This window comes from Terriglobales bacterium (assembly GCA_035487355.1).
GTDB lineage: Bacteria > Acidobacteriota > Terriglobia > Terriglobales > Acidobacteriaceae > QIAW01.
In genome coordinates this window covers 173,163-198,044 of sequence record DATHMF010000022.1, presented here as the reverse complement: position 1 = coordinate 198,044, position 24,882 = coordinate 173,163, and the positions used below count along the sequence as shown (strand labels likewise).

The following is a 24,882-nucleotide window of genomic DNA, read 5'->3' as shown; positions in this document are numbered from 1 at the left end:
GAATGCTCTATCCTGGCCGCTTCAATTCAGCTTCCCGGTTACCGTAACACTGTAAACATTAGCGCCGTCGGGCTTATTGGCAGTATCGGTAACGAAGCCGGTTCGAAAATCGAAGGTCCCAAGTTCGATGCTGTTACCAACTCCCTCCGCGTAATAGAGGAAGCGATTCGATGGGTCGAGCGTCGCCCCCAGCAGCGGCTTGACAAAGGGCGAGCCCGAGACCTCGGTGAGACTGCCAGGAACATTGATGCGGTCAATGGAATACACCTGCGTCCTAAAGGAACCGCCCACAATCACATAACCTCCGGTGGGGTCGCAAGTGACCGATTCCGGCTGGCCCATGAGGTTCACATTCGAGCCCACCTGCGTGATGGCGCCCGTACTCTGATTGATGGTAAAGATGGAGAGAGTACTCTGGTCGAAGCTGACGCCATAGAGGAATTGCCCGTAGGGATCAACCGCCATGTGCAAGCCCGATGGCGAAACACCTGTAGCAGCAAAAGGCGATCCCGAGACGAGTGCGACCGCACCGCTGGTTCTGTCAATAGTGTAGGCAGAAACCGTTCCATCCGTATTACCGCTAAAAGCGAAGCGGCCCAGCGGATCCGCGGCAACCCCAAGAGGGGCGGTTAATCCTTGGCACCCATTTGGCACTGACGTGAAGCAAACTGTACCAACAAGAGCCAACGCGCCAGTGGAGCTGATGGAATACGACTCCAGGTTCTTGTCACCGACGCTGGTTCCGAGCAGGAACCTTCCGGAGGGATCAATTGTCATGTCAGAATGATGGGCCGTGTTGAAGGGTGATCCGTTCACAGGGGTTAGCGCACCGTTCGCCGGATTAATAGTGAAAGCAGAGGTGGTTAGGTCACTGTTATTGTTGACGAAGAAAAACTTGCCGGGGCGATCGCTTGCACTGGCTGCCGGATGATTGCCGACGGCTAAATGCGTGACCGCGCCAATCGGAGTGAGAAGGCCGGTGTTGTTGTCAATGCTGTAGCCGGAAATCGAATTCTGGCTGTACTCAGAGACGTATTCGAACTGCGGAATATCGAATGTGGGCCGCCCTTTGGTAATGGCAATCGAAATAGGTCCTTTGCGGTCGGGCGCGACGCCTGCGGCGGTCAATTGCCCGGTATTCGGATTAATGGTGAAAGTCTTGATCGTATTTCCGGTGCCATCGCTCACCAGCAGGAATTGACCCGAGGGATCCACGTTCACTGCTGAACTGGCCCCGGTTACGGTGTAGGGGGAACCGGTGACTTCGGAAAGCGCTCCCGTGCCATTGTTAATCGTAAAAGCAGAAACCTTGTTGGTTTCGCCCGTATAGAGGAACTTGCCTGAAGGATCAACCGCCATGCTTGCCGGATTGACGGCGCCGCCACTCAAAGCAAAAGGTGAACCCGCTCCGGTCAATTCGGTCAGGACGCCTGTGCCGTTGTTGATACTGAAAGCTGAGATGGAATTACCGCCAAAATTGGCCGTATAAACATATTTGTCTGTGGGCTCGGCCACAACCGCCGACGGTGAATTGCCGGTCGTGTTGGCATTTCCTGCCGTGGGCGTGAGCACGCCTGTATTGGCATCTATGCTGTAGCCACGGATGGTTTTTCCCAAATCGGAGACGGCGTAGAGATACTTTCCGCTGGGCTCGACCGCGACTCCAGCTACCTCAGTTCCTGCTCCTCCAAAGGGCGAACCATTGACTGCGGTCAGCTCTCCTGTCGCGGGATTGATGGTGTAGGCGGAGACGTTATTGCTTCCGAAGCCAAAATTACCCACAAACAGGAATTTGCCGGTGGGATCAACCGTCAACGTATCCGTAAATGAAGACCCGGAGTCGAAAGGAGAGTTGGGCACCGGGCTCAGCGCGCCGGTGTTGTTGTCAATCGCGTAACCGGAGATAGTGTGAGGCCCGAAGTTGGCCACATACAGGAACTTGCCGGCCGGATCAACGGCCAGCGCAAATGGTGATGTGCCGACGCCGTTGTAGAAATAGCTGCGCAATCGCAATTGACCCGTCACTGAATCTACCGTGTAGATGGCGATGGTGTCGTCCGATGACGAGAGGGATTCGTTGGCCACATAGGCGAAGCGAGGCGAGTTGCTCCCGGAAGCAGCCAAAGTGAACGAAACACTGTTGGAAACACTGTTCAAAGTTGCCGTAATCGTGGTCGCACCCGCTGCAACCGTGGTTGCCAGACCCGTAGTGCTGCCGATGGTGGCGACCCCGGTGGCTGATGACGACCAGGTTACAGAAGTGGTGATGTCCTGGGTTGAGTTGTCGCTGTAATGACCGACGGCGGTGAACTGCTGGGTGCCACCCACAATCTTTGTGAGGTTAAACGGCGTAATCGTGATGGATTGCAAGACCGGAACCACCGTCATGGTGGTGCTCCCGTTCACATTGTTGGAAGCTGCAGTGATGGTCGAAGTCCCTGGAGCTACAGCAGTGGCCAATCCGTTGTACGCGACGATCGTGGCCGCGGCTGCGTTGCTGGAAGTCCAGTTCACCAGACCCGTGATGTCTTGGGTTGTGTTATCGGCATAATGGCCGGTGGCGGTAAATTGCTGGGTTGCTGCCTGTTGAACTGTAGGCGTGAGCGGCGCGACCGTGATAGACACCAGCGCTGCGTTGGTTACATTAACATTCACATTGGGACTAAAAATGTTTCCTGATGCAGCTAATACATAGATTTCGCCTACACTGACTCCGGTTGCCAATCCTGTGCCGCTGATGGTCACAAAGTTGTTGTTGCCTGAATTCCAGGTGACCTGGCTGGTGATGTCCTGAGTGGAGTTGTCACTGTAATGTCCGGTGGCGGTGAGCTGCAGCGTTCCGTTCTTGACGATGGAAGCACTAGGAGGAGTGATATTAATCGAAGTCAGCGCTACCGAGCTTACGTTCAGGTTGGTGCTGCCGGTTATAGCGCTCTGGGTGGCGGAAATTACGGTTGTGCCCAGGGCATGACTGGTAGCCAATCCGGTATTGTTGACGGTTGCTGTGGTGCCGTTGGTAGAGGCCCAGGTGGCGGTATTGGTTATATCTACTACGGTATTGTCGGTGTAAGTCGCCTTGGCTGCGAACTGCTGGTTGTTGCCGTTCACAATGAAAGGGCTGTGCGGGGTCACGTCAATGCTCTTGATCACTGCCGGATTCACCGTGAGCGTCGCCGTGTCGTTGAACCCTCCAAACGAGGTTGTGATGTGTGCCGTGCCCACGGCGCCGGTGAAGCACTGGCCCGAGGACGCACCAATGTTGCAGGCATTGGTGTTGTCGGAGCTGTAGGTGGCAGCCACATTCGGCGTGGTGCCGTCACTGTAGTGTCCCGTAGTGGTAAAGTAGGCGATCTCTCCCTTGTTCCTGGTCATCGTCTTGGGATTAATGCTGACAGATTGCAGCACAGGCGGCGTCACCGTCATCGTGGTGCTGGCTGAAATTGAACCTGCGGTGTTTTTGATTTGGGCGGACGCTTGAAATACGGCAGTGGCCAACCCGGTTGCGTTGATGGAAACGGCGCCGTTGCTTGAACTCCAGGCGGCTTCACCCGTGATGTCCTCGGTCGTCGTATCGGCGTAATGCGCCGTAGCCGTGAATTGCTGGGTCAATCCCGCGGCAACCTGCGGATTAAGCGGGCTCAGCGTGATACTATTCAGCGCAGACGTCCGCACGTACAAATTCGTGGTGTCAGTCACACCATAAAAATTAGCGGTAATGGTGGTGGAATTAACGCCGCCGTGCGCTGTGACCAATCCATTGGAATCAACTGTGGCGACATTGTTGTTACCTGACGTCCAGGTTGCACATGGACTGCAGGTGAATTCCTGCACGGCCCCATGAAAGAGAATTACCGAGAGCCGCTGGGTTGCATTGGCGACAAGAAAAGGATCAGGAGGCGTGATTTTGATGGAGTCAATAGTGTCAAGCACCAATACCCCTGCCGCGGGACTGGTAATGCTGTTTTGCGCGGCGGTTAAGTTGACGTAATCATTGCTCGGGCTCACACCGGTCGCCAGACCCGTATTGCTGATCGTGAACTTGGTGATGTCGGCAGAGGTCCAGGTGACACTGTTGGTGATGTCGGCCGTGCTGTTGTCGCTGTACGTTCCGGTGGCGGTGAACTGCTTGGTCTTGTTGATCGGCAGTGGGAAGGAACTCGGGGTAACAGCAATGGACTGCAGGAGGGGAGCGCCAACCGTGAGCGTGGTCGTGCCACTGGCATTCGGCCCGACGTTGTTGACGTAGGTTGCCGTAATCGTGGTCGGCCCCTGGTTGGCGGTTGTGGTGGCAAAACCCTGGCCAGTGATGGTGGCCTTGGTCATGTCGCTCGAAGACCACAGCGCGTTTGATGTGACATCGCTCATGCTGCCATCGGAGAAATTCCCAGTTGCCGTAAACTGCTGCGTCAAGCCGGCGGGGACCGTGGGATTGGCCGGTGTGACCACGATCGAGGTAGCCACGGCAGGCCTGGTATTCAAAAGAACCGCGTTGCTCTTCCCTCCATACACGGCCGTAATACCAGACGTGCCGTTTTGAGGTGAGTAGCTCACCGCGGTCGCCAGCCCGGCATTGTCAATGGTCGCCACCGGAAGATTGTCTGAGGTCCAAGCGGCCTGGCCGCTCACATTTTGAGTCGAGTTATCCGTATAGGTAGCGGTTGCCGTAAACTGCTGGGTCAAACCAACAGGCAGCATTGCATTTTTTGGAGTAACGTCGAGTGATACCACGGCCGGCGCCGAAACCGTGACATTCACCTGCCCGGTTTGCCCGCCAAAGGCAGCTTGAATTGTTGTGGACCCAATGGCCTGGCCTGTAGCGAGACCCGTGTTATTGACGCTTGCAATGGTTTGATCCAGGGATGACCACACCGTACCCCCGTTGCTGGTCACATCCAAAGTTGTGTTGTCGGTATAGGTTGCCCTTGCGGTGAACTGCTGAGTAGCACCTTTGGGAATCGCCGGCGGGTTAGCAGGCGTGACTGCCACCGATCGCACAATCGCTGGGATGGTGGTGAGATTGGTCATCCCCGTCACGCCGAACAAATCGGCGTGAATGGATGTGGTGCATTCGTTAACCAACGACGCCCGCGCCAGTCCGGCGCTGATGGTTGCGCAACTGGTGACCGTTGAAGACCACAACACCTGGCTGGTAATGTCCTGATCGGGGCCGCTGGAGTAGTGCCCCATGGCCGTCATCTGCTGGGTTGTTCCGCGGGGAATACTGGAATTGGCCGGCGTCACCGCGATGGAAAGCAATTGCGGGGTAACGTTAACAACAGCAAAAGTCCGAAATGGGCCGGATTGAAAAGTAATGACCGCGAAGCCCTGTCCTACACCCGTAACTACTCCTGTGTTATCAACTGTGGCTATTCCCGTTTGCGAGGAGTTCCATCTCCCGGTGAGGTATGTGCCTTGACTCGTCCGGTTGGGATTGCGGAAGAAAACCGAGTACGCGCTGAGCGGCAGAGTTTTGCCGACCGGCACCGATGGACTCTGGGGCATGATATAGACACGCACTGGACCAATCGTCTTCACGACCTGGCTGGCGCGCAAGCTGCCATGAATGCTTGCAAACAAAATAAAAAGTGTGGTAAAGATTGCGACCCGGTATTTCATCCCCATCCTCCAGCGGCTCGTGCGACAGAAAAAATTCTGATTGGTGTGACTTAAAGTAAGCGCCCGCGGCCACCTGACTGCTTTGCCAGTGCAGGTCGCCGCGGACGCCTACTGCCTTCTTCCTAGTTCACAAATGTAGGGCTAACCTTAGGTCAAGGTGCGAGGGATGACAATTCCGCAGGGAATATGTCTCAAAAATGTTTCGATAACGGTTCAACACATTGAAAACAAAGTGGTTGGCTTTTTGTTTGTGTGTCGTTCTTCCAGGATGGAAGGCCGTCAAAGCAAGATGTGATCGCAGCATTGGCTTTACGAATAAACGTGCCCGCTGCAATCCACTTAATTATTATCCGGTCCTAATATTTTTCGGCTCTTGCGGTGAAAGCTGAACCTGCGCCCCAAAATTCCTTTGATAATGATGTGGTCGGTTCCGTGGGTCGCGCCTACGCCCACGCCAAAGTTGATCTCCCACTCTGGCGAGACATTCAGATCAATGGAAGGGAAAAACTGCTGTTGTTGATTGTGCAAGGCATCGAAGCCGTCCACCGGGCCCAGCGCTCCGTAATACTCCACCCCTAAGGCGACCTTGGGGTTGATATCGAATGAAACCTTGGCGTTGGGAGAGAATTCAAAGCCGCGGGAGACATCAGGCCCGTGCAATGCGCGATCGAAAGTTGGGTTGAATGAGAGATACCAAGGGCCAAGCTTCTTATCAATGATAGGACGGATCTCCCAGGTCCAGGTATTCACAGCAAATTTTCGCCGCTGATATCCAATTTCATTGGAAACGCTGATCCCCACCGGCCAGTGCCAGCGCTCGGGCGCGCGCACGCGGGGACGGATATGATCGCCTACCCACTCCCATCCGCTGCCGTTGCGCGCGCTGGTGAAGATGTAGAAGCCGGTCTCGAACCAGGAGTTGAACCCCTGGGTAATCTCCACGGTTTCATGCACGGCATGCTGCGTAGGATTAACACCATCCACAGCAACCTTGCTTCCGGCTGCTGTGAAGTTGGTGTGCAGCTCGACCATGGTCGAGTGGGGCTCGACAGTATCGGCACCGTAAACCTGTATTTCATAGTTATCCTGGGCGGTGGCGTGAGTTGTCATCATCGCCGTAAACAAAACAACAAAACAGATTGGCCACCATCGCATGCTCAAACAACTTGTTTTCTGGTGAGAGGAACGTACCGTGTGAGAGAAATGTAAACCAGTCATGTCAACGAACCTGACAGCAATCATAGCGTTCTAATATCCTGGCGTAAATCCTTTGCCTCAAAGTTTTCAATGAAAGGGCTTTCACTTAAGAAGTAGGGTCCCTCAAAAGCTCGCAGGAACCGCTTTCTGCATGGATATAATGAATACCCGGCTGGTGCCAGCGAAAGGGCGTGGCGTCATGATTCGAGCGATGGTTGTACTCATTGCATTGACCTCTTTTCCGATCTTTGCCAATTCGTCGGAGCCAAACGTCATATTGGGGATCCTTGAAGATGTTCCCGGGCATTCGGTCGGCCAGCATCACCGGCGTGTGCGGATTGTTTTTCAAAAGAATGGCGGCGACTGGCAGGCCTTTCCCAGTGATTGTCCTGATGAAAGTTGCATGCAAAAGATCGCATCCCGGTATCCACAGCAGGTCACATGGACGATTGCCTTCGATGGCAGAAACTTAGGACAGATGACAGGCCGCACGCCCAAAGAGTTTGAATTTTATTCTGATGTGGGACGGCAAGAGATTACAAGCCAGGGCCGTATTCCCACAATAGGAAAGAAATCGGCGGAATATGCCGGGTCGGCGGATTCCCCTGTTTACCGACCCCTTATCGCGAATTCCCAGTCATTCTTCAAAGATCCGGAAACCTGGAAGCCCAGTCACCTGCCGCCTGCGCTCATCGCAGCCCTGCGCCAAGAGTTCCGAAAGAAATTCCCAAAGGTTTCAAATTGCACAAACCAGAAGCCCGAAACTGAGAGAGCGTGGCTCTATCACGACGAAGACATAAAGCTTGTCAAAGCCTACTCTTCCAAAAATAACTGGACGATAGCCCAGATTCGCCTGGAGGGATACCGTTGTGACGGACCGGTGGACGATGCTTTCATTGACCAGTGGTTCGTCATTGACCCGGTGAAGCAAATCTCATTTCTGGGACAAGATATGTGGCTCGTGGATGCCGGCGATTACGATAACGACGGCAAATCTGAGCTTGTGTTTTCCATTGATGGATATAACCGGGGAGGATACGAACTCTTCTATAACGATTTCAAGAAGAGCGCGGTATTTGAGTTCAGCTATCACTAGCCGCTGAAGGAAACAGTTTCACGGTTTGAAATGGGACTGAATTCCAGCATCGTCCCGAAATCCGGGACGCGCTGATTTATCAGGGGCGGCACTTAACAAATCATCGCAGGTTCAGGTGTTATAATTTTTTCGGCTTGCGGTAGAGCACAATCCTCGACAAGCACGGGAGGCACCCAGATGGACGATCTTCCTGAGGACAAGAAACAGAAACCGGGATCAAAGCATTCATCCTCAAAGCATTCTTCTTCGAATCATTCCTCTTCGCATTCGTCTTCGCACTCATCTGACGATGCGGGCGTATCCAGACGAGATTTCCTGAAAATTTCGAGCGTTTCCGCGGCGGTGCCATTTATCGCCAGGGCGGGTGTGCTCACAGCGGAAGCGGAAGAGGTGGCCGTGCAAGGTCCGGACAAAGTACCGGTCACGCTTACCATCAATGGCAAGCGCTACAGCGCACAACTGGAGCCTCGGGTCACATTGCTGGACGCGCTGCGCGACAGCTTTGATCTGACCGGCGCCAAGCGGGTCTGCGATCGGGGGACTTGCGGAGCGTGCACGGTATTACTGGATGGCAAAGCGGTTTATTCCTGCTCGGTTCTTGCTATTGATGCGCAATCTCACGCCATTTCTACCGTAGAAGGCCTGGGCGATCCCAGCAAACTTCATCCCATACAACAGGCATTTGTTGATCATGACGCACAACAATGCGGCTTCTGCACTTCCGGGTTCGTGATGGCAAGCAAGGCCTTCCTGGATAAGCACCCTAATCCGACGCCGGAGCAGATCAAGCATGGAATGGGCGGAAACCTCTGCCGATGTGGCACCTATGCAGGCATGCGCCTGGCCCTGGTGCAGGCAGCAAAAGCCGCGAAAGGAGCTTAGGTTATGGCAGACGACGTCAAGACAGAGCAGCAAACGGACTATAGTTGGCCTCAGCCGGAACAAAGACCTTTGCTCGGCAAACGCATCTCGCGTGTGGATGGCCCGGTCAAGGTCTCAGGCCGCGCCAAATATACCTACGATGTGCACCGCCCAGGAATGTTGTTTGGCAAGGTCTTACGCTCGCCTTATGCGCACGCCAAGGTTGTGAGCATTGATACTTCCGCCGCGGAAAAGATGCCCGGGGTCAAGGCCGTTCAGATTGTGCAAGACACCGGCACTGAGATCCACTGGGCCGGAGATGACATCGTCGCCGTCGCCGCCGTAGATGAACCGACAGCGGAAGATGCCATTCGTGCCATCAAGGTTGAATACCAGCCCCTCTCTCACTTCGTCAACGACTTTGACCAGCCGCAAAATGTGGCCGAAGATACCACTCCGGTTTCGCAGTCTGATCTCGGAGATATGTTCAGGAACCAGGTTCCCGAGCCGCAGATTATTGCCATCGTTCAGCGCAAAGGCGTGAGCTTTGATGTGAGCGATCAGGTGGTTGACAGCATGCGCCAGCAAAAAGTCGGAGAAGCCTTGATCAAAGCCTTGCAGGCAGCACCGAAGAAAGAGGCACAGGAAAACAAGTCTCCTTATCGCAAGGCGGCCGACGTGGTCAGAGGCGACCCGGATGCCGCCTTCAAAGAGGCCGAGGTTGTTTCCGAAGGCGTCTATGGCTGTCCTGTAATTACCCACTGCTGCCTGGAAACCCACGGCTTGATTGTAGAGTGGACCGACGACGACCATCTCATGGTGTATACCTCGACGCAGAACGTCTCTGGCGTCGCCAATGAATATGCTCGCGCTCTCAAGATTCCTGTCACCAATGTGCACGTGCATCAGGACCACATGGGTGGCGGTTTTGGCAGCAAGTTTGGGGCCGACCGCTGGGGCATCGCAGCCGCCCAGCTTTCTAAGAAAGCCGGTGGCAAGGCGGTGAGGATCATGCTCGAGCGCGACTCCGAGTTGATGGTGGCGGGAGCGCGTCCTTCCGCATTTGCCCGCGTTAAGGTGGGAGCCAAAAAAGATGGCACGCTGTTGGCTTGGGACTCCGAATCCTGGGGCACGGGCGGTCCCGGTGGGGGTGGTGCGCCGCCGATCCCATACGTATTCAGCATTCCGAACCGGCGTATCCAGCATGTGGCCGTGCAGACGAACATTGGCCCGGCCCGCGCCTGGCGCGCTCCTGCTCATCCTCAAGGCTGCCTGATCACCATGGGCGCCCTGGAAGACCTGGCGGCCAAACTGAACATGGACCCGCTGGATATGTTTCTGAAAAATCTTCAGATAGCAGCTCCGCCGCAGGATACCTTCCATCGCGCCGACACCTATCGCGATGAACTGCTCATCGCCGCCGACCTGATTGGCTGGAAGGCAAACTGGCGTCCCCGCGGCAAAAATGGTGACGGCCCCGTAAAGCGTGGACTCGGTCTTTCCATTCACACCTGGGGCGGGCGCGGTCATAACAGCAACTGCGGGCTCACCATCGCTCCTGACGGCTCCGTCGACCTGAAAATGGGAACGCAGGACCTCGGGGTCGGAAACCGCACGGCAATCCAGATCGTTGCTGCCGATTCCCTGGGAATCCCCCTCGACCAGGTGCAATTGAACATCGGTGATAATCAATATCCGGCTTCCGGCGCCTCCGGCGGCAGCTCTACCATTGGCGGTGTCTCTACCTCGACACGCCGCGCCGCGGTGGATGCCCTGAACCAGCTCTTTGCCAAAGTGGCGCCCGCACTCAATGCTCAGCCTGCAGACCTGGAGGCGGTCAACAGCACGATTCGCGTAAAGTCAGATCCCAGCCGCAGCTTGAACTGGAAAGATGCTTGTTCCAAATTGGGAACCCAGGCCATTCAAGTGGTCGGCAAGAACCCCGGCCCTGGCAACCTTAACAGCAGCGGCGTTGGCGGCGCTATGATGGCTGACGTTTCCGTAGACACAGAAACCGGCATCGTGAAAATGAATAAAATGGTCTGCGTACAGGATTGCGGTCTGGTCGTCAGCCTTAAAACCGCTGAGAGCCAGTGCTACGGCGCCATGATCATGGGCGTTGCTACGACGCTCTACGAAGAGAAAATCATGGATCCGGTCAACGGCCGGATGTTGAATCCCAACATGGAATTCTATCGCCTGGCCAACATCGGCGATGTCGGCGAGATGGTAGTTCACATGATGACCGGCAAAGGATACGACGAGCGCGGCCCCATCGGCCTGGGCGAACCGTGCATGGTCTCACCGTCGGCGGCCATCTCCAATGCTGTGGCCAATGCCATTGGCGTGCGTGTGCCCTTCCTGCCCATCACCCCCGACCGCGTCCTGGCGGCCCTCAACAAAGGAGGCAACAATGCGAGCGTTTGATTTCGCCACTCCGACCAGCAAAGACCAGGTCTCTGGCCTGCTTGGCGATAAGTGGGGCGATGTTGAAATTCTGGCCGGCGGTACCGACCTGATCTCTTTAATGAAAGATGACGTCACCACGCCCCACCGCCTGGTCAATATAAAAGGGATCAAGGAGCTGCGCGGCGTGAGCGTGCTGCGTGATGGCTTGCGCATTGGAGCGCTGATGACCCTGGCAGAGATCGCCGAGGATGCAAAGATAAAACAGGCATATCCCGTTCTCGCCGAAGCTGCCAACGATGCTGCCAGCCCGCAGATACGCAACATCGCCACAATCGGTGGCAACCTGTGCCAGCGCCCGCGCTGCTGGTACTTCCGCAGTGGACACGGCTTGCTCGCTCAGGGCGCCGACGGCAAATCGCTCGTCCTTGAAGGCGATAATCGCTACCATGCCATTTTGGGAAATGATGGGCCGGCTTATTTTGTCAGTCCTTCAACGGTCGCGCCCGTGCTGATTGCCTACCAGGCCAAGGTACGAATTCAGGGGTCGAAGGCAACACGTGAAGTTGCTCTAGAGAATTTTTTTGTGATTCCCAAAAGCGAACAAGAACGCGAACACGACCTCAAACCGAACGAGATTGTGACGGAAATTGTCCTGCCAGGTAAGGGACCCGGCTCCATTCACAGCGCAGCCTATGAGGTCCGGCAGAAGGTAGCCTTTGATTGGCCCTATGCTACGGCTGCAGTAGCACTTACCATGAACGGCGGCACGGTAAGCAGCGCCCGTGTGGTCTTGGGCCACGTGGCGCCAGTGCCGTGGCTTTCAACCGAGGCGGCCGAAGCCCTGATTGGAAAGAAGATTACTGCCGAAACCGCCGATGCTGCGGCCAAAGCAGCCGTCGCCAAGGCCAAAAGCCTTGGCCGTAACGCGGAAAAAATTATGCTTGCGCGGGTGGCGGTCAAGCGCGCCATTCTGAAGGCGGGAGGTGCCGCATGAGCGATCGCTTCAATATTGAACGACCTGGACTGTGTTCGAACCTGCACTCCAAGAACCAGTATGTTTGGGCGGAACCCGATCCTACCGTTCCGCGTTCGAACGAAGGTCTGTTCTGGTGTGCGCTCACGCAAACATGCATTGGACCCGATGGCAAGCTGGCTGAGCCAGGGAACTGCTGCTCTGAAGACCGCCATTGTCATTGCGACCACGGCAAATGAACCGTCTGCAACCCTTTCGCATTTTTACAAGCGTTAGCGGCGCGGCTCAAGCGAAACCTCTCCGAAAGAAAAAGGACTCGGTCGTCCCTTGTGGGGACTTGAGTCTTCTCTAACCCTCCTACCCGCCGCTAAGCGGCGGGGTTCGCTTCGCTCCGTCATGGCCAAAGCCAGGACCTACCGCTTTTATCTATGTCCCGGGCGAGCCGGGACTTTGGATTGTTGCGATTTGACACTTGTTTCCCAAAAAGGGTTGGCTTTTCATAGCCTCTTGAATTATAGGCAGGAGTTGGACTCAATCAGAATACAGCAAAGCTCCAGGCCACTGGCCAGTCGTGACCTGGAGTATGCTGCATGATTTGTTGATAAGCAGCGACGCTTTGGCTCAGCCGATTTCTTGCGCTGAGGCGGCGCACTGGAGACGGAGCCACAAAAGACGAAAATGGCTGCTACCACGAGCCGATCCACACGGAAACTTGCGCATGAAAGGCCCTGCTTAGTTAACGTATGTCCTAATGAGAACCCACAATTTGCAATTTGTCACGTCAAATTATCTGAAGGCATGGTTTAGAACGTTTGAGAGACGGGTTAAAAAGAGGCTGACGCAAGAAAGGACTGAAGCATGGATGCGATCCTGATCCGAATGGCGACAAAGGACGATCTCCCGCGGTTAACTGAAATTTACAACTATTACGTCGTCAGTACACCCGTCACTTTTGACGTTGAGCCTTACACGGTGGAGCGCCGCGCCACCTGGTTTCAGCAATTCGGCCCTACCGGACGTTATCGCTTGCTGGTAGCTGAACAAAGCGGCGGCGTGGTGGGCTACGCCGGCACTACACGCTTTCGTCCTAAAGCTGCTTATGACACCACCGTTGAGACCACAATTTATTGCGACCTCAGCGCGGCCGGAAAAGGAATCGGAAGGCGATTGTATACAGCATTATTTGAGACCATCGCCGGCGAGGATATCCATCGCATACTTGCTGGATACACTCTGCCTAATCCAGCCTCGGCCGCGCTGCACCAGCGCTTCGGATTCAAACCCGCTGGCACGTTCAGCGAAAATGGCCGCAAGTTTGGTCGCTATTGGGATGTGATGTGGACCGAGCGTCCACTGCGTTTATCGGGGAATATGTAACTATCGCAATAAGAACGCGCTTTGTAGCTGCACCCGATCTAAGCTCCTCATAAACAAAGGGTTATCTGCGTAATAGCCGTCTTGTATCCTGGGATGGATATTCTCATACACTTTACAAGTAGCTAACTTTGGCTGCATATATAAGGTAGATATAATTCATCGGAATACCGATAAAACTTTCGAGCCTGAAAAGGTAGAACCTTGAAACCGAAGCGTGGGAACCGGCCTCCGGCCTATCAGAGAATACAGAGTACGATCCGCGAACGCATTGAAAATGGCCAACTCAAACCCGGCGAGGCCGTTGATTCAGAAAGAGACCTGGCGAAGATTCACAGCGTAAGCCTTATGACTGCGCGCCACGCCCTGGCCGAGCTTCAGCGCGAAGGGCTGGTCGAGCGCCGGCGGGGCGCCGGAACTTTTGTTGCTCCACCTAAAATTCATTTCAATAAGCTGGCCAGCTTAAGCGAAGAGATGGCCAGCCGCGGTCTTTCTGCATGCTCTAAAGTTTTATCCATGAATGTAATCGAGAACGCGCCCGATATCGCCGCACGACTTTCCCTGCCTGCCACCAGCCGCTTGTTGGTGGTGGAGCGGCTCCGGCAGGCGGCCAATGAACCCTTTGCGCTGGAAACCTGTTATCTGTCGGCTGAACAGTTCGGCAACCTGCGCCGGGCATCCCTTGAACGAGGATCATTGTTTTCTCTCATGGAACTCGAGCACGGCATCAATCTTGCCCACGCCGATGAAGAGATTGACTCGACGGCTGCCGACGCGCGGCTGTCAGAACTTCTCAGCGTTCCTCGTGGTTCGCCGTTGCTGCGAATCAGCCAGGTAATCTACTCCACCCAGGGCAAAGCTGTCCTTTATGTGTTAGGTCTTTACCGCTCTGACCGCCACAACTTGCGCATCCGGCGATTTCGGTAATAGTCACAAGAGCAGCTCGATGCCCGAGTTGATCACATTAATTAAGATGTTGCCTATGGACTCTGGACACAACAGCCGTATTCTTGACCAATTCACGCGCCAAGCAGCGCCGTTTTCCAGCGCTCCAGCGATCCGAAATCAAGGTACCCTTCATCGCATTGTCGAGATGGCCAAAGCTGGTCCGGACGACACGGTCCTCGACGTAGCCTGCGGACCCGGGCTCCTGGTTTGCGCTTTCGCGCGCGTCGTGCAACATGCCACAGGCATTGATTTGACTCCTGCCATGCTTGAACAGGCCAACGAGACCCAGCGCCAACAAGGGCTGCAGAATGTTTCATGGCAACAAGGAGACGTACTCCCACTGCCGTACTCAGCCGGCACGTTTTCCACTGTCAGCACCCGCTTTGCGTTTCATCACTTTCTCGATCCGCTGGCAGTGCTCGAGGAAATGCGCCGGGTCTGCAAGCCGAGTGGACGCATCGTTGTGGCCGATAGCGCGCCCGCCGCTGCCAAGGCCGATGCTTTTAATGCCATGGAGAAGCTCCGCGATCCGTCTCATGTTCGCGCGTTGCCGCTTGAAGAGCACTATGCTTTGTTTGCCCGCGCGGGGCTCGACACGCCTCGGGTTGAGACCTACCGCCTTGAAGGCGAACTCGAAGATTTACTGCAACGTTCTTTTCCCAATCCGGGAGATAGTGACCGAATCCGCAAGATTTTTGAGGACTCGCTGCTGGATGATGCACTCGATATGGCAACGCATCGCAAAGATGGAAAAATCTTCTACAGTTATCCGGTCGCAATCCTGGCAACTCAAGTCGCTTGACATAGAGCTTTCTATCGATTCTGCAGGCTGTCAACGGAAGTGCTGAAGCCTTGCGTAAATTCGAATCCTAACGTTGCGAAGTGTAAACTTAAGGGTACTCCCAGTTCCGAAACGAAAATCTCTTTTCGAGCAGCTTAAGACGGAGTCGTTCCAACATGGCAGATAGCATCCCTTTCCCAGCTCCCATGCAGACCCGGATGGCCGGGCAAACTTCGGCAGAGTTGTCTTCCATTCCCTGGTATATCTGGTGTGCAGTCGCGGGAGTAGTTTCCGCCATGATCGGCGGTTACTGGGATATCTCCTGGCATATGTCCATCGGCCGCGATTCTTTTTGGACCCCGGCGCACATCGCAATCTACATGAACGGTGTTCTGGTCGGCATCGCTTGCGGATACCTTATCCTGAGTACGACCTTTGGACGCGGCGTCGCCGCCCGCAGTGCGGCCGTAAAGATCTGGGGTTTTCAAGGTCCGCTGGGGGCTTTCATCGCGAGCTGGGGCTGCTTTGCCATGCTCACCTCCGCGCCTTTCGATAATTGGTGGCACAACGCTTACGGACTTGACGTAAAAATCCTCAGCCCTCCGCATGTGTTGTTGTTTGTTGGCGGTCTTGGCATCAAGGTTGGAATCCTGGCCTTGATCGCAGGCCTCATGAATCGCGCACCGGAGGAGTTGCACCGCAAACTGACCTGGCTGTTTCTGTTCGTCGGCGCACTGAGCGTCTCCCAAGCCAACAACCTGCTCACCGAACTTACCTGGACCGATCTCCTGCATAGTGCCAGCGCTTACCGAGCCATCTGTACTATTGTTCCGATTGCATTGATCGGTGTGGGATGGGGATCAGCGCGTCCCTGGGCGTTCACCATCATTGCCGCCATCTATACCGCACTCATGCTGGCCTTCGAATGGATCCTGCCGCTGGTTCCGGCGCAGCCCAAATTGGGGCCGGTGTATCAGCACGTCACGCACCTTGTGCCTTTGCGCTTCCCCCTGCTTTTGATTGTGCCTGCCGTGGTGCTTGATTTGTTGTGGCGCAAGATTGGCCCGTGGAACAGATGGGCGCAAGCAGCAGTCGCTGGACCGGCCTTCTTGGTTAGTCTGATCGCCGTAGAGTGGCCGTTCGCCAGCTTTCTCATGACGCCGGCTGCCCGCAATTGGTTTTTTGGGATGAATTATTTCGCCTACTTCGACCCGGCGAATTTTCTCTACAATCCCTACAAGTTCTCTCCCACGGAAAAAACTCGCGCCGAGTTCTGGATCGGGTTGGCCATTGCGCTTGTGGTCTCAATCATTACTTCGCGCATAGGCCTGGCCTGGGGCGATTGGATGCGGCGCATACGCCGATGAATCAGATGACAGACGTTAATCACGCGTACAGGATGCTGTGACCGTGTTGCTCTGTAACGAAGATTTCTTACCTTCTATTTTGCCGATTGATTTTAATTTTTCTGCCTGGAGCTTTATGCGAGTACGGCTTCTCACAATCGTTTCTCTTTTTCTTTTGATCGCCAGCTTGCCTGTGCACGCTCACGTCGGCAGCCCTGATGTTTATTACGAAGGCGACGCTGGGCCCTACCACCTGTTTGTTACTGTGCGTGTGCCTCAGGTGATTCCGGGCGTAGCGGAGATTCAGGTCCGAAGTCAGTCCGGTGATGTTCGTTCCATGCAGATTGTGCTGCTATCGCTTACCGGGCCCGGTTCCACTCTGCCGCCCACGCCCGACGTGGCTGAGCAATCTAAACAAGATCCGCAATCTTTCACCGGCAGTCTGTGGCTGATGGAATCAGGCGCCTTGCAGGTGCGCATCCTGGTCGAAGGAAGCAAGGGTCACGGAGAGCTTTCCGTCCCGGTGGCCTCGTTTGCGCAGCGCACGCTGCCCATGCAGAGATCGCTGGCGGCAGTCCTAGTTTTTCTTACGTTTTTTTTGGCCTTCGGGTTGGTTTCCATTGTGAATGCCGGTGTGCGCCAAGGCAACCTTGAACCTGGACAGACTCCGTTAGCTTCTAACCGGCTCCGTGCCCGACTGATTACCGCGATCACAGTGCTCGTGGTTGTTGCTGTGCTTTTTCTGGGAAGAAGGTGGTGGGGATCTGAAGCGAAGGACTTCCAGCGCGGAGTCGATTTCTTCAGTCCTCCTGCGGCCAAGATCACACTGGAAAGCGGCACCCGTCTCGCGATCCGCGCTAAAGACCAGGGTGATAAATGGCACCACCACGTAAAGCTGAAAGAGATTGTTCCCGACCATGGCCATCTGATGCATCTTTTCCTCATTCGTGTTCCCGGATTAGATCGCATGTGGCATCTTCATCCTGATCCAGTTGAAGGCAGCGACGGCGCTTTTGCGCAGGATTTGCCTTCGATGCCCGCCGGCCATTATCAGGTGTTCGCCGATGTTGTAGATAAAAACGGTTTCCCCTGGACGCTCGTAGGAGAAGTTGACCTTCCCGAAATAGACAAAGCCAAACCTCTGGCAGGAGATGACTCTTCATGGTCGGGGGCGCCGCTCGATCCGGCGGAGAAAGATTCCACTGTCGCTCAGCTTCCCGACGGTGGCCGTATGGTTTGGCAACGCGACGCCAATAGCCCGATTGCCGCGAATACGGCGACAATGCTCAAATTCACCGTGCAGGATAAAAACGGCAAGCCTGCGCAAGACGTGGAGCCTTACATGGGCATGGCCGGACATGCGGAAATTATGCGCTCGGACTTGAGCGTCTTTGCTCATATTCACCCTGCGGGTTCGGTCTCAATGGCGGCGTTGGAGATGGCGCAGACAGGGCTTATGGGACACTCGACCGGACAGAACGCAGCGTCAATGCCGATGCTCATGTCCGGCATGAATATGCCTGCCTCCTCTGCTCCGCTGCCGCCCGACGTGAGTTTCCCCTATGGCTTCCCCCAGCCTGGTGATTATCGAATTTTTGTGCAGATCAAACGTGCCGGACAGGTGGAAACAGGAGCGTTTGATATTCATGTCCGCTGAGCTGACTTTATTGGGTTCGTGGCCTGAATTTTCACTCCTCTTTGAAAGATTTCAAAATGGAAAGATTTCAAAATCACAATAAAACCCTGGAACAGAATTCTCTTCTGTCCCAGGGTTTGCCTACTGCTCTGTTTTACATTTTTCCCTGCGTTACCTTCCATCATCGTCGTGGTGGTCGTCGTCATCATCCCCACCCACAAGTTCAACCGAGGAGTGCAAGCTGAACCGGCCAATGGTCCGGTAGTCACCCAGGCCGTTCTTGGGCTTCTGCGTATGATAGCCGGCAAAAATTACGGTGACGTTGCGCTCGTTGAGGAGTGTAGCGCTGGGCGCATAGACGCGTCCTGCGAACCATCCTGGTGCATCGCCCACGACCGGAGTGTGAGCGGGTATCGTGACCAGTTGCGTTCCGCTGCCGGTCGCTGGAACACCCTGCGCGTTGACTGAGAGTGTCGCGGGAAAGACCGAAGCAATGGGATTGTTGAGGCCGTTGATCACCGTCCAGTGAATCAGGTCCGTTGATTCAGCATATCCGATGTAATGGAAAGCATCTGAATCGGCATCAATGCAGTTGCCTCCGGAAAACAGAAGACCGAAGCGGCCGTTACGCAGCTTGAGAATCGTGCCCGCTGTCGCCAGCCAGCGCGTCCCGGTGAGTGAAACCGTGGTCGGGTCATTCAATCCCTGCAAGGGACCCAGGTCGGTAAAGTTCACGCCGTCTGTGGTCGAAGCCAGACGCAGATGGGTGATGTCGTCGTTGGGAGAAAGGCCACCATTGCTGGCATAGAAACCCGACCAGAATGTGGCGCACTGTTGAACTGCAGGAAGAGCTGTGCTGCCGGTGTTGTCGCCGCTAAGGACCTTTTGCTCATAGATGATCGTCAGCGGCTTGCTGCCAGGAACCACGCCCAGGATGCCGTCAGGATTCAGCAGGCCGTGCGTGTGGAACGGAGGTTCAGGCAGGCCGGAGGTCTGGTCTGTCGGCGCATCGGTCAGGGCGGGCGCACCGTTCAGCGGCAACCCGGGCAGCGGCGTGAGATCGTGAATCTCAAGGTCGTCAGAGTCAATGTGATTAACGGCGCGAATGAGGGTGTAAAGATAAGTGTGGCCGGCGATCTTGATAATGAATTGATGGCCCTGGCCGTCATCGTCGCCGTTGTCGCTATTGTTAGGATTGACCGGGTTATCATGATCGCCGTCAGGGTCTTTTTGCACCTGGTCGGGGCAGTGGGTTCTCAGCTCGAGCACCTTCTGCTGGAAGGTCCAGGTGAAGCCGGCGTCATCGGTAAACGCCGCCGCGACGGCCTCGTCCGTATCTTTTGGACGCCAGTCAAAGTATCCTTGTAGATGCTTTCCATGTCCAACCACGAAGGGGAAATAGTAGGGCTGCATGCGCTCGGTGCCAGGGTTCCCAATTTGGTTCCCAGCAGCATCGCAATAGCCTGAAGACTTCAGCCCGTTGGCGGCGCCAGACTGTTCAAGAGTCCACGGGCCACCCGTGATCATGGATTCTGTTGGGGCCCCATTCCTTGTCCAATGGTTAGCTTCCTGCGCTACGAGCGCGCAGGAGAGCGAAACCGCAAGCGCGATTCCAAAAAATGTTTTTTTCAAGATTGTTTTCTCCTTAATATGAATGTGGGCGGAGAAAGGACCTGCCACATACCTCGGCCGCCGCTAAGTGTTCGTGAGCAGGAATTTTAGCTGCCGGATTTTTTGTGAGTGTTAAGGAACGATGAAATTGCTGTGAAAGAATGTAACTGCTCGCGCGGCCGCGCGACGTTGTCTTTCTTTACGTCATTAACGTTTAATAGTCTTTTAACTGTTTTGTCATAATGTGGGTCGCCGCTGGGTCTTATCAGTCGACAACCTCAACCACGGGCACACAATCCTGCGTTTTTATGGAGGCATTCATGGCCAAGGTTCACTGCATTCTCTTCCTGTCTTTCTTTTTGTTGACGACCATTCTTTGCGCCCAGGCGCAGCAGCACGCGGCGCAGACCGATCCGGCGGCTGCCGAAGTGCTCGCCGCCGAAAATGCGCGTACGGCTGCGTTGCTTCACAAGGATCTGGCCGCGCTCGATAAGTTGTTTGCCGACGATCTCAGCTATGTGCATGCCAGCGGCAGGGTGGATACAAAAGCGAGCTTTATGGAAGCTCTTCGTACCGATCAGCTTCACTACATATCGTGGGAGGCAAAGGATATGCACGTCCGGGTGCTCGGAGACAGTGCGGTGCTCAATGGCGAGTACCACGTACGCGTGATCAACCGGCAAGCTCAGCCTGATCCACTCGACATGAATGTCTTTATTCTGGCAGTGTACGCGCGACGCGATGGCCATTGGCAGCAGATTGCCTGGCAATCCACCAAGGATGTGGGTGCACCTGCGAGCCACTAAGTTTTATCTCACCTTTTCACATGCACTCTGAAAGAGAAGAGGTGGCGCGGTTGGCGATTGGCTGTACTGACCCGGCCAGCCATTGCATTCATTTCCCGCCCGATTTTCTGCGATTTGATCGTGCAGGCTCACGGCTTGCTGGCGCGCGGCATCGGCCCCGGTCTTTCCCAGATCGGCTTCCATAGAGGATTGCAACTGGGCATCTATGCTATGGTTGCCAAATTCAGACGCCACCAGCAACCAGGTATAAGCTTCCTGCGCATTACGTTGCACCCCTTGTCCGCTCAGCAAGAGTGCCGCCAACCTCTGTTGTGCAAATGGATTACCAGCCTCGGCCGCCTGTTTATACCAGCGCACAGCTTCTGCATAATTCGTGGCAGTACCTTCGCCGGCATCATTCAGCCGGCCAAGATAAAATGCAGCACCGCCAGATCCGGAAGCTGCCGCTTCTTGCAGCCATTTTTTAGCGGTTGCGGTGTCGCGCGCAACTCCATCGCCAAAAAAATAGAGACGGCCTAAGGACAACTGAGCAATCCAATCACCCTGGTCCGCCGCTTTGGTATACCAGCGGACTGCCTGAGGAATATCTCTTGCGACCAGGGCCCCGCTCTCATACACGGCCCCAAGCCCGGTTTCTGCCGGAGCATAGCCTTGGTCGGCGGCCAAACGCAAAAGACGCAAGGCGTCGCTTTGGTCCGATTGATTTCTATTGTTGCCCAACAAAAATCCTATTGCCTGTTTGTACTGCTCCCGCGGGTTGACTGGGGCAGCATAAGTTTTCATGGCGGACAACACCAACGCAAAAAACACCAGAACGCCTGCATGTTTCTTCATAAGCATTCTCCTAAACCGCTATGAAAGTAAGTATATACTTACATTAGACTTCTTGAAACGAGGATTTTTAGTCAGACTTACAATGCTTCCACGGCTGCAGGAACCGCAGCGGCGCTATCGAGCACTGCGGTTGCGCCCTGAAAGTTACAGCCACGGGTCATTTCGTTGGGAATCACTAAGCAGCGCAATCCGGCAGCCCGGGCGGCTGCCAATCCTCGCTCGGAATCTTCAATCGCTACACAACGGTCTGCTGCCAGACGCAAGCGCTGCAGGGCGAGCAAATACGGTTCGGGATTTGGTTTGGTTTGCTTAAAATCTTCCCGCGCCAGTACAAATTCAAAAAACTCGAGCAGGCGAGTATCGGCGTGCATTACATCAAAGTGTTCGCGCTGAGAGCTGGTCACAACTGCCATCCGCACCCGGCCTTGCAGGGTGCGCAGCGCTTCGGGTATCCCGGCCAGAATGCGGGTCTGTTTCTGAAGGATTTCCGCGTAGACGATATCCCTTTCCCGCTTAAGGGCCACGATGCGATCGGGGGGCAACCCGCATCCAGCAAGCAGATCAAATGTACTGCGGCCTTGCCGCATTGACAGGTCCAAAAACTGCTCGAACGTCAGTTCTACGCCAACACTTGCCAGCGTGTCACGCGTGCTCTGAAAGAAGAGCTTTTCGGTGTCAACGAGCACGCCGTCGTTGTCCCATAAGATGGCTTCTACCATGTTGTCCCGATGTACTATTGTAAATTAGGCGATCAAGGCAAAGTATTGCCTAAGGCCAGATGCGTTTCTGGCTTTGTAACCGCAAGAGTGCAGGAGTCCCGCTGATGAGAATGAAACCAGATATGTGCTGCTTTCTCATCTCTTGCTTTGTCTTATACGGGGTAGCGTTCGACCACGCCCATGCTCAGAGCGGCAGCATGGAGACCACACAAAACTCACAGCCCGCTCGAATGAGCGAGACGCCATACGCCGACGCTATTGCTAATCCTTCAGACCCACTGCGGCAGAAAAGAAGCAGCCGCTACAATTCTGAGCCAGGCACGCCGCCTTTGGATGATGACAGCTATCCCGTACTGGTAGTCGCCACAATTGACTCGCCTGAACTGCCGGACCTGCCGGTGCATGAGAGTGACGCAATTATCGTGGGCACGATCGCTGCGCAGCATGCCTACCTCTCGAATGACCGCACTGCTATTTATACAGAATTCAAAGTCCAGGTAGAACAATCACTCAAAACGACGAAAGATTTTCCACTGCAGGTGGGAGCGACTATTGATATTGAGCGGCAAGGTGGATCCGTACAGTTTTCTTCGGATACAGTTATCAGCCGTGGTGTGATCAATAAGAGTTTGCCGTGGTTGGGAAAACGATATCTCTTATTTCTCGAATATCGCCCTGAAGGAAAAGATTTTTCCATCATCGCCGGCTACAGGCTGGAGGGAGCTTTGGTTACACCACTCGATAAGAACTATACCGGGCCAGGAAGCACAGAAACTGTTCAGGCCGACAAAGATGCTCTTCCGCCACTGCCCCCTCCACTTCCCGATCCCAGAACGGAATTCGTTCCTGGTACTGCGGAAGCGCAGCTCCTAGCGAAGGTAAAAGCTGCCATGGCGTCCGGAAAATGAGCGTTCGTGCGTTTAATTAAACAGATTGGATAAGGAAACGTTAGTTCGTTGGAGAAGGCTTTGAATCTGTTTCCTTCTTTTCTGCCCTTTCGGCAGCACGAAGGAGTTGCTTAACAACCATATCAGCCACGTCAGCGCTGGCGCCCTTATACTTTGCGCCTTTGCTTTCCTGCGTTGTCGCCCAGATTACGTCGCCATCCCGATTCACGAGGCGAACAGCAATGCGAGCATCATTCACCGTTTCCGTATTCAGGCTCGAATCGCTGATTGCGGCTGAGCTGCCAGCAAACCCTCCGCTTGCGTTGCCGTCGGTGGCCGTGAATCCACCACTCGCGGCGCCTGCCGCCGTGGAATCTTTGTAGGCATGCACTTCCTGCGAGGTCTTCTCAAGTCCAGTACCGCGCAGAAAGGCATCGGCCCGATCTTTGTTTTCCGTTACGATGAATCTTTTTGAATCGGTAAGGCTGGTCACAACCATGGCTTGAATCTGTTTTGAAATAGTATCGTCACCGAAACTATCAACAAAGATCCGTTTTACCTGCGGCAAACCAGCAACCATGGATGCAGCCGGCGAAGCCTGCGGTTGCTTTGGAGAATCAGCTTTGTTTTCTGAGGCCGGTTGCGGTGCCACTGGTGGGCTACTTTTCGGCGAGTCTCCAGGAGCCGAGGATTGCATGGCCAAGCTAAGTGCAAACAGAACCGAAATTAAAGCCACGCCCATTCAGTTTTACCTATTAGTTTCCGCGGCCACCCTTGCGAGCTTCGTCATCCTCGTAATCAATTTTGCGGCCAGTGCGGGCTTCCAAACTGGCAAGTGTCACGCGAACAATGTTCTTACCCAACTCGAAAACGGCAGCCTGCTGCTTATCGTTCGCGTCTTTATAACCTATAGTTAGAAAGTGTCTTCGCTTTTTAGAAAACAGGGCCATCCAGGTTACTGCGATCGCGACGCCGACGCGGCGTCCGGCTTTTTGACCGTATTCCAGATCATTGATCTGATCGTAAGGTACTTCGAACTTGCCGCCTTCATAAGTGAACGTAAAAACTTTTTCATCTTTATAAGACGAAGTGCCTTCAGTGCCATCTTTCAGCGAGCTGACAGTACCGCCCATGTACATGGTCTTGTCGCTGCCCAACCCGGCCCAGGCAATGGACTCGAAAAGAAAAATCACACAAAACAGTGATAGGATTAATTTCTTCATATTCAACCCTCTTGGCCCATGCTGCTCTACTTTTCTGCAGCACTCTTGCGAGCTTCATCGTCCTGGTATTCAACCTTCTTTCCAGACTTGGTTTCAAAGACGGTCAGCGTAGGGTGAATCACGTCTTTGCCCAACTCGATGACAGCGGCTTGCTGTTTCTTGTTCTCGTCAGTGTAACCAACCGTGAGGAAATGCCGGCGTTTATGAGAAAGCAGAAATAGTGGTGAAACCACGACCGCGAGGCCTACTCGGCGACCAGCCTTTTGTCCATACTCTAAACTATCTACTTGATCGTAAGGAATGGTGAGCGAACCGTCTTTGTACTTAAAGACAAAGGCTTTGTCATCCGTCAGAACAGGTTTGCCTTCAGTCTTCTCTTTTAGATCGGGCACCGTGCCGCCCACGTACATGGCGTCATGACTTCCCAAGCCGGCCCATAATGCAGAGCTTAAAAGCAATACGATTACAGCACAGAATACGAAACGCTTTTTCATAAGAGTCACCAGATTCTATCCTGAGTGCACAGCGAAAAAGCCAGGATTTCCCTTTTTGATTCCGAGGTAGC

General features: G+C 54.6%; 20 protein-coding genes. 12 read left to right on the top strand and 8 right to left on the bottom strand.

Annotated features, from left to right (window positions below):
• Positions 1-21: 21 nt before the first annotated feature.
• Together VK738_04995 and VK738_04990 are read right to left on the bottom strand one after the other, a co-directional pair.
• The gene (locus tag VK738_04995; protein HTD21986.1) at positions 22-5,616 is read right to left on the bottom strand and encodes an Ig-like domain-containing protein; all 5,595 of its coding nucleotides are present in this window, start codon (positions 5,614-5,616) and stop codon (positions 22-24) included.
• Between the two features lie 339 nt (positions 5,617-5,955).
• A complete protein-coding gene (locus tag VK738_04990; protein HTD21985.1) occupies positions 5,956-6,771 on the bottom strand; it encodes a hypothetical protein in 816 nt (271 codons plus the stop codon).
• Between the two features lie 193 nt (positions 6,772-6,964).
• On the opposite strand from VK738_04990, the gene VK738_04985 reads away from it, so the two are divergent.
• From VK738_04985 to VK738_04940, 10 genes are all read left to right on the top strand, one after another.
• A complete protein-coding gene (locus VK738_04985) occupies positions 6,965-7,909 on the top strand; it encodes a hypothetical protein (protein HTD21984.1) in 945 nt (314 codons plus the stop codon).
• 177 nt (positions 7,910-8,086) lie between these two features.
• The gene (locus VK738_04980) at positions 8,087-8,791 is read left to right on the top strand and encodes a (2Fe-2S)-binding protein (protein HTD21983.1); all 705 of its coding nucleotides are present in this window, start codon (positions 8,087-8,089) and stop codon (positions 8,789-8,791) included.
• 3 nt (positions 8,792-8,794) lie between these two features.
• Positions 8,795-11,197: a xanthine dehydrogenase family protein molybdopterin-binding subunit gene (locus VK738_04975; GenBank protein HTD21982.1), complete on the top strand. Its 2,403-nt coding sequence runs from the start codon at positions 8,795-8,797 to the stop codon at positions 11,195-11,197.
• Positions 11,184-12,173, top strand: a complete 990-nt coding sequence (locus VK738_04970; protein ID HTD21981.1) for an FAD binding domain-containing protein — start codon at positions 11,184-11,186, stop codon at positions 12,171-12,173. The genes VK738_04975 and VK738_04970 overlap by 14 nt, the downstream gene beginning before the upstream one ends.
• Positions 12,170-12,391, top strand: coding sequence for a hypothetical protein (locus tag VK738_04965; protein ID HTD21980.1), 222 nt, complete (start codon positions 12,170-12,172; stop codon positions 12,389-12,391). Before VK738_04970 ends, VK738_04965 begins: the two co-directional genes overlap by 4 nt.
• Positions 12,392-13,010: 619 nt before the next feature.
• Positions 13,011-13,529, top strand: coding sequence for a GNAT family N-acetyltransferase (locus VK738_04960; GenBank protein ID HTD21979.1), 519 nt, complete (start codon positions 13,011-13,013; stop codon positions 13,527-13,529).
• A gap of 201 nt (positions 13,530-13,730) precedes the next feature.
• Positions 13,731-14,453, top strand: coding sequence for a GntR family transcriptional regulator (locus VK738_04955; protein HTD21978.1), 723 nt, complete (start codon positions 13,731-13,733; stop codon positions 14,451-14,453).
• 55 nt (positions 14,454-14,508) lie between these two features.
• Positions 14,509-15,276: a methyltransferase domain-containing protein gene (locus VK738_04950; protein HTD21977.1), complete on the top strand. Its 768-nt coding sequence runs from the start codon at positions 14,509-14,511 to the stop codon at positions 15,274-15,276.
• A 155-nt stretch (positions 15,277-15,431) separates the two neighbouring features.
• Positions 15,432-16,622, top strand: a complete 1,191-nt coding sequence (locus VK738_04945) for a hypothetical protein (protein HTD21976.1) — start codon at positions 15,432-15,434, stop codon at positions 16,620-16,622.
• A gap of 115 nt (positions 16,623-16,737) precedes the next feature.
• Positions 16,738-18,258 carry a hypothetical protein gene (locus tag VK738_04940; protein HTD21975.1) on the top strand — a complete coding sequence of 507 codons (1,521 nt, stop codon included), beginning with the start codon at positions 16,738-16,740 and terminating at the stop codon, positions 18,256-18,258.
• A gap of 150 nt (positions 18,259-18,408) precedes the next feature.
• On the opposite strand, the gene VK738_04935 is transcribed toward VK738_04940, so the two are convergent.
• Positions 18,409-19,869: a hypothetical protein gene (locus tag VK738_04935; protein ID HTD21974.1), complete on the bottom strand. Its 1,461-nt coding sequence runs from the start codon at positions 19,867-19,869 to the stop codon at positions 18,409-18,411.
• A 299-nt stretch (positions 19,870-20,168) separates the two neighbouring features.
• Here VK738_04935 and VK738_04930 point away from each other — a divergent pair, with 299 nt between their 5' ends.
• Complete coding sequence (locus VK738_04930) at positions 20,169-20,654, top strand: nuclear transport factor 2 family protein (protein ID HTD21973.1); 486 nt, start codon at positions 20,169-20,171, stop codon at positions 20,652-20,654.
• A 3-nt stretch (positions 20,655-20,657) separates the two neighbouring features.
• On the opposite strand, the gene VK738_04925 is transcribed toward VK738_04930, so the two are convergent.
• Positions 20,658-21,488, bottom strand: coding sequence for a tetratricopeptide repeat protein (locus VK738_04925; GenBank protein HTD21972.1), 831 nt, complete (start codon positions 21,486-21,488; stop codon positions 20,658-20,660).
• A 77-nt stretch (positions 21,489-21,565) separates the two neighbouring features.
• Positions 21,566-22,207, bottom strand: coding sequence for an HAD family phosphatase (locus VK738_04920; protein ID HTD21971.1), 642 nt, complete (start codon positions 22,205-22,207; stop codon positions 21,566-21,568).
• A gap of 104 nt (positions 22,208-22,311) precedes the next feature.
• Between VK738_04920 and VK738_04915 the strand changes: the two genes are divergently transcribed.
• Complete coding sequence (locus VK738_04915; GenBank protein ID HTD21970.1) at positions 22,312-23,115, top strand: hypothetical protein; 804 nt, start codon at positions 22,312-22,314, stop codon at positions 23,113-23,115.
• 40 nt (positions 23,116-23,155) lie between these two features.
• Here the strand turns inward: VK738_04915 and VK738_04910 are convergent, their stop codons facing one another.
• From VK738_04910 to VK738_04900, 3 genes are all read right to left on the bottom strand, one after another.
• The gene (locus VK738_04910; GenBank protein HTD21969.1) at positions 23,156-23,746 is read right to left on the bottom strand and encodes a CsgG/HfaB family protein; all 591 of its coding nucleotides are present in this window, start codon (positions 23,744-23,746) and stop codon (positions 23,156-23,158) included.
• Positions 23,747-23,849: 103 nt separating this feature from the next.
• Complete coding sequence (locus VK738_04905) at positions 23,850-24,317, bottom strand: hypothetical protein (protein HTD21968.1); 468 nt, start codon at positions 24,315-24,317, stop codon at positions 23,850-23,852.
• Positions 24,318-24,343: 26 nt separating this feature from the next.
• Positions 24,344-24,811 carry a hypothetical protein gene (locus VK738_04900; GenBank protein HTD21967.1) on the bottom strand — a complete coding sequence of 156 codons (468 nt, stop codon included), beginning with the start codon at positions 24,809-24,811 and terminating at the stop codon, positions 24,344-24,346.
• Positions 24,812-24,882 lie beyond the last annotated feature (71 nt).

Coding starts and splice junctions, on each gene's coding strand:
- VK738_04930 (HTD21973.1), top strand. CDS start 20,169: ATGGCCAAGGTTCACTGCATTCTCTTCCTGTCTTTCTTTTTGTTGACG.
- VK738_04985 (HTD21984.1), top strand. CDS start 6,965: ATGGATATAATGAATACCCGGCTGGTGCCAGCGAAAGGGCGTGGCGTC.
- VK738_04945 (HTD21976.1), top strand. CDS start 15,432: ATGGCAGATAGCATCCCTTTCCCAGCTCCCATGCAGACCCGGATGGCC.
- VK738_04940 (HTD21975.1), top strand. CDS start 16,738: ATGCGAGTACGGCTTCTCACAATCGTTTCTCTTTTTCTTTTGATCGCC.
- VK738_04980 (HTD21983.1), top strand. CDS start 8,087: ATGGACGATCTTCCTGAGGACAAGAAACAGAAACCGGGATCAAAGCAT.
- VK738_04900 (HTD21967.1), bottom strand. CDS start 24,811: ATGAAAAAGCGTTTCGTATTCTGTGCTGTAATCGTATTGCTTTTAAGC.
- VK738_04950 (HTD21977.1), top strand. CDS start 14,509: ATGGACTCTGGACACAACAGCCGTATTCTTGACCAATTCACGCGCCAA.
- VK738_04995 (HTD21986.1), bottom strand. CDS start 5,616: ATGAAATACCGGGTCGCAATCTTTACCACACTTTTTATTTTGTTTGCA.
- VK738_04975 (HTD21982.1), top strand. CDS start 8,795: ATGGCAGACGACGTCAAGACAGAGCAGCAAACGGACTATAGTTGGCCT.
- VK738_04925 (HTD21972.1), bottom strand. CDS start 21,488: ATGAAGAAACATGCAGGCGTTCTGGTGTTTTTTGCGTTGGTGTTGTCC.
- VK738_04990 (HTD21985.1), bottom strand. CDS start 6,771: ATGCGATGGTGGCCAATCTGTTTTGTTGTTTTGTTTACGGCGATGATG.
- VK738_04960 (HTD21979.1), top strand. CDS start 13,011: ATGGATGCGATCCTGATCCGAATGGCGACAAAGGACGATCTCCCGCGG.
- VK738_04920 (HTD21971.1), bottom strand. CDS start 22,207: ATGGTAGAAGCCATCTTATGGGACAACGACGGCGTGCTCGTTGACACC.
- VK738_04905 (HTD21968.1), bottom strand. CDS start 24,317: ATGAAGAAATTAATCCTATCACTGTTTTGTGTGATTTTTCTTTTCGAG.
- VK738_04970 (HTD21981.1), top strand. CDS start 11,184: ATGCGAGCGTTTGATTTCGCCACTCCGACCAGCAAAGACCAGGTCTCT.
- VK738_04965 (HTD21980.1), top strand. CDS start 12,170: ATGAGCGATCGCTTCAATATTGAACGACCTGGACTGTGTTCGAACCTG.
- VK738_04915 (HTD21970.1), top strand. CDS start 22,312: ATGAGAATGAAACCAGATATGTGCTGCTTTCTCATCTCTTGCTTTGTC.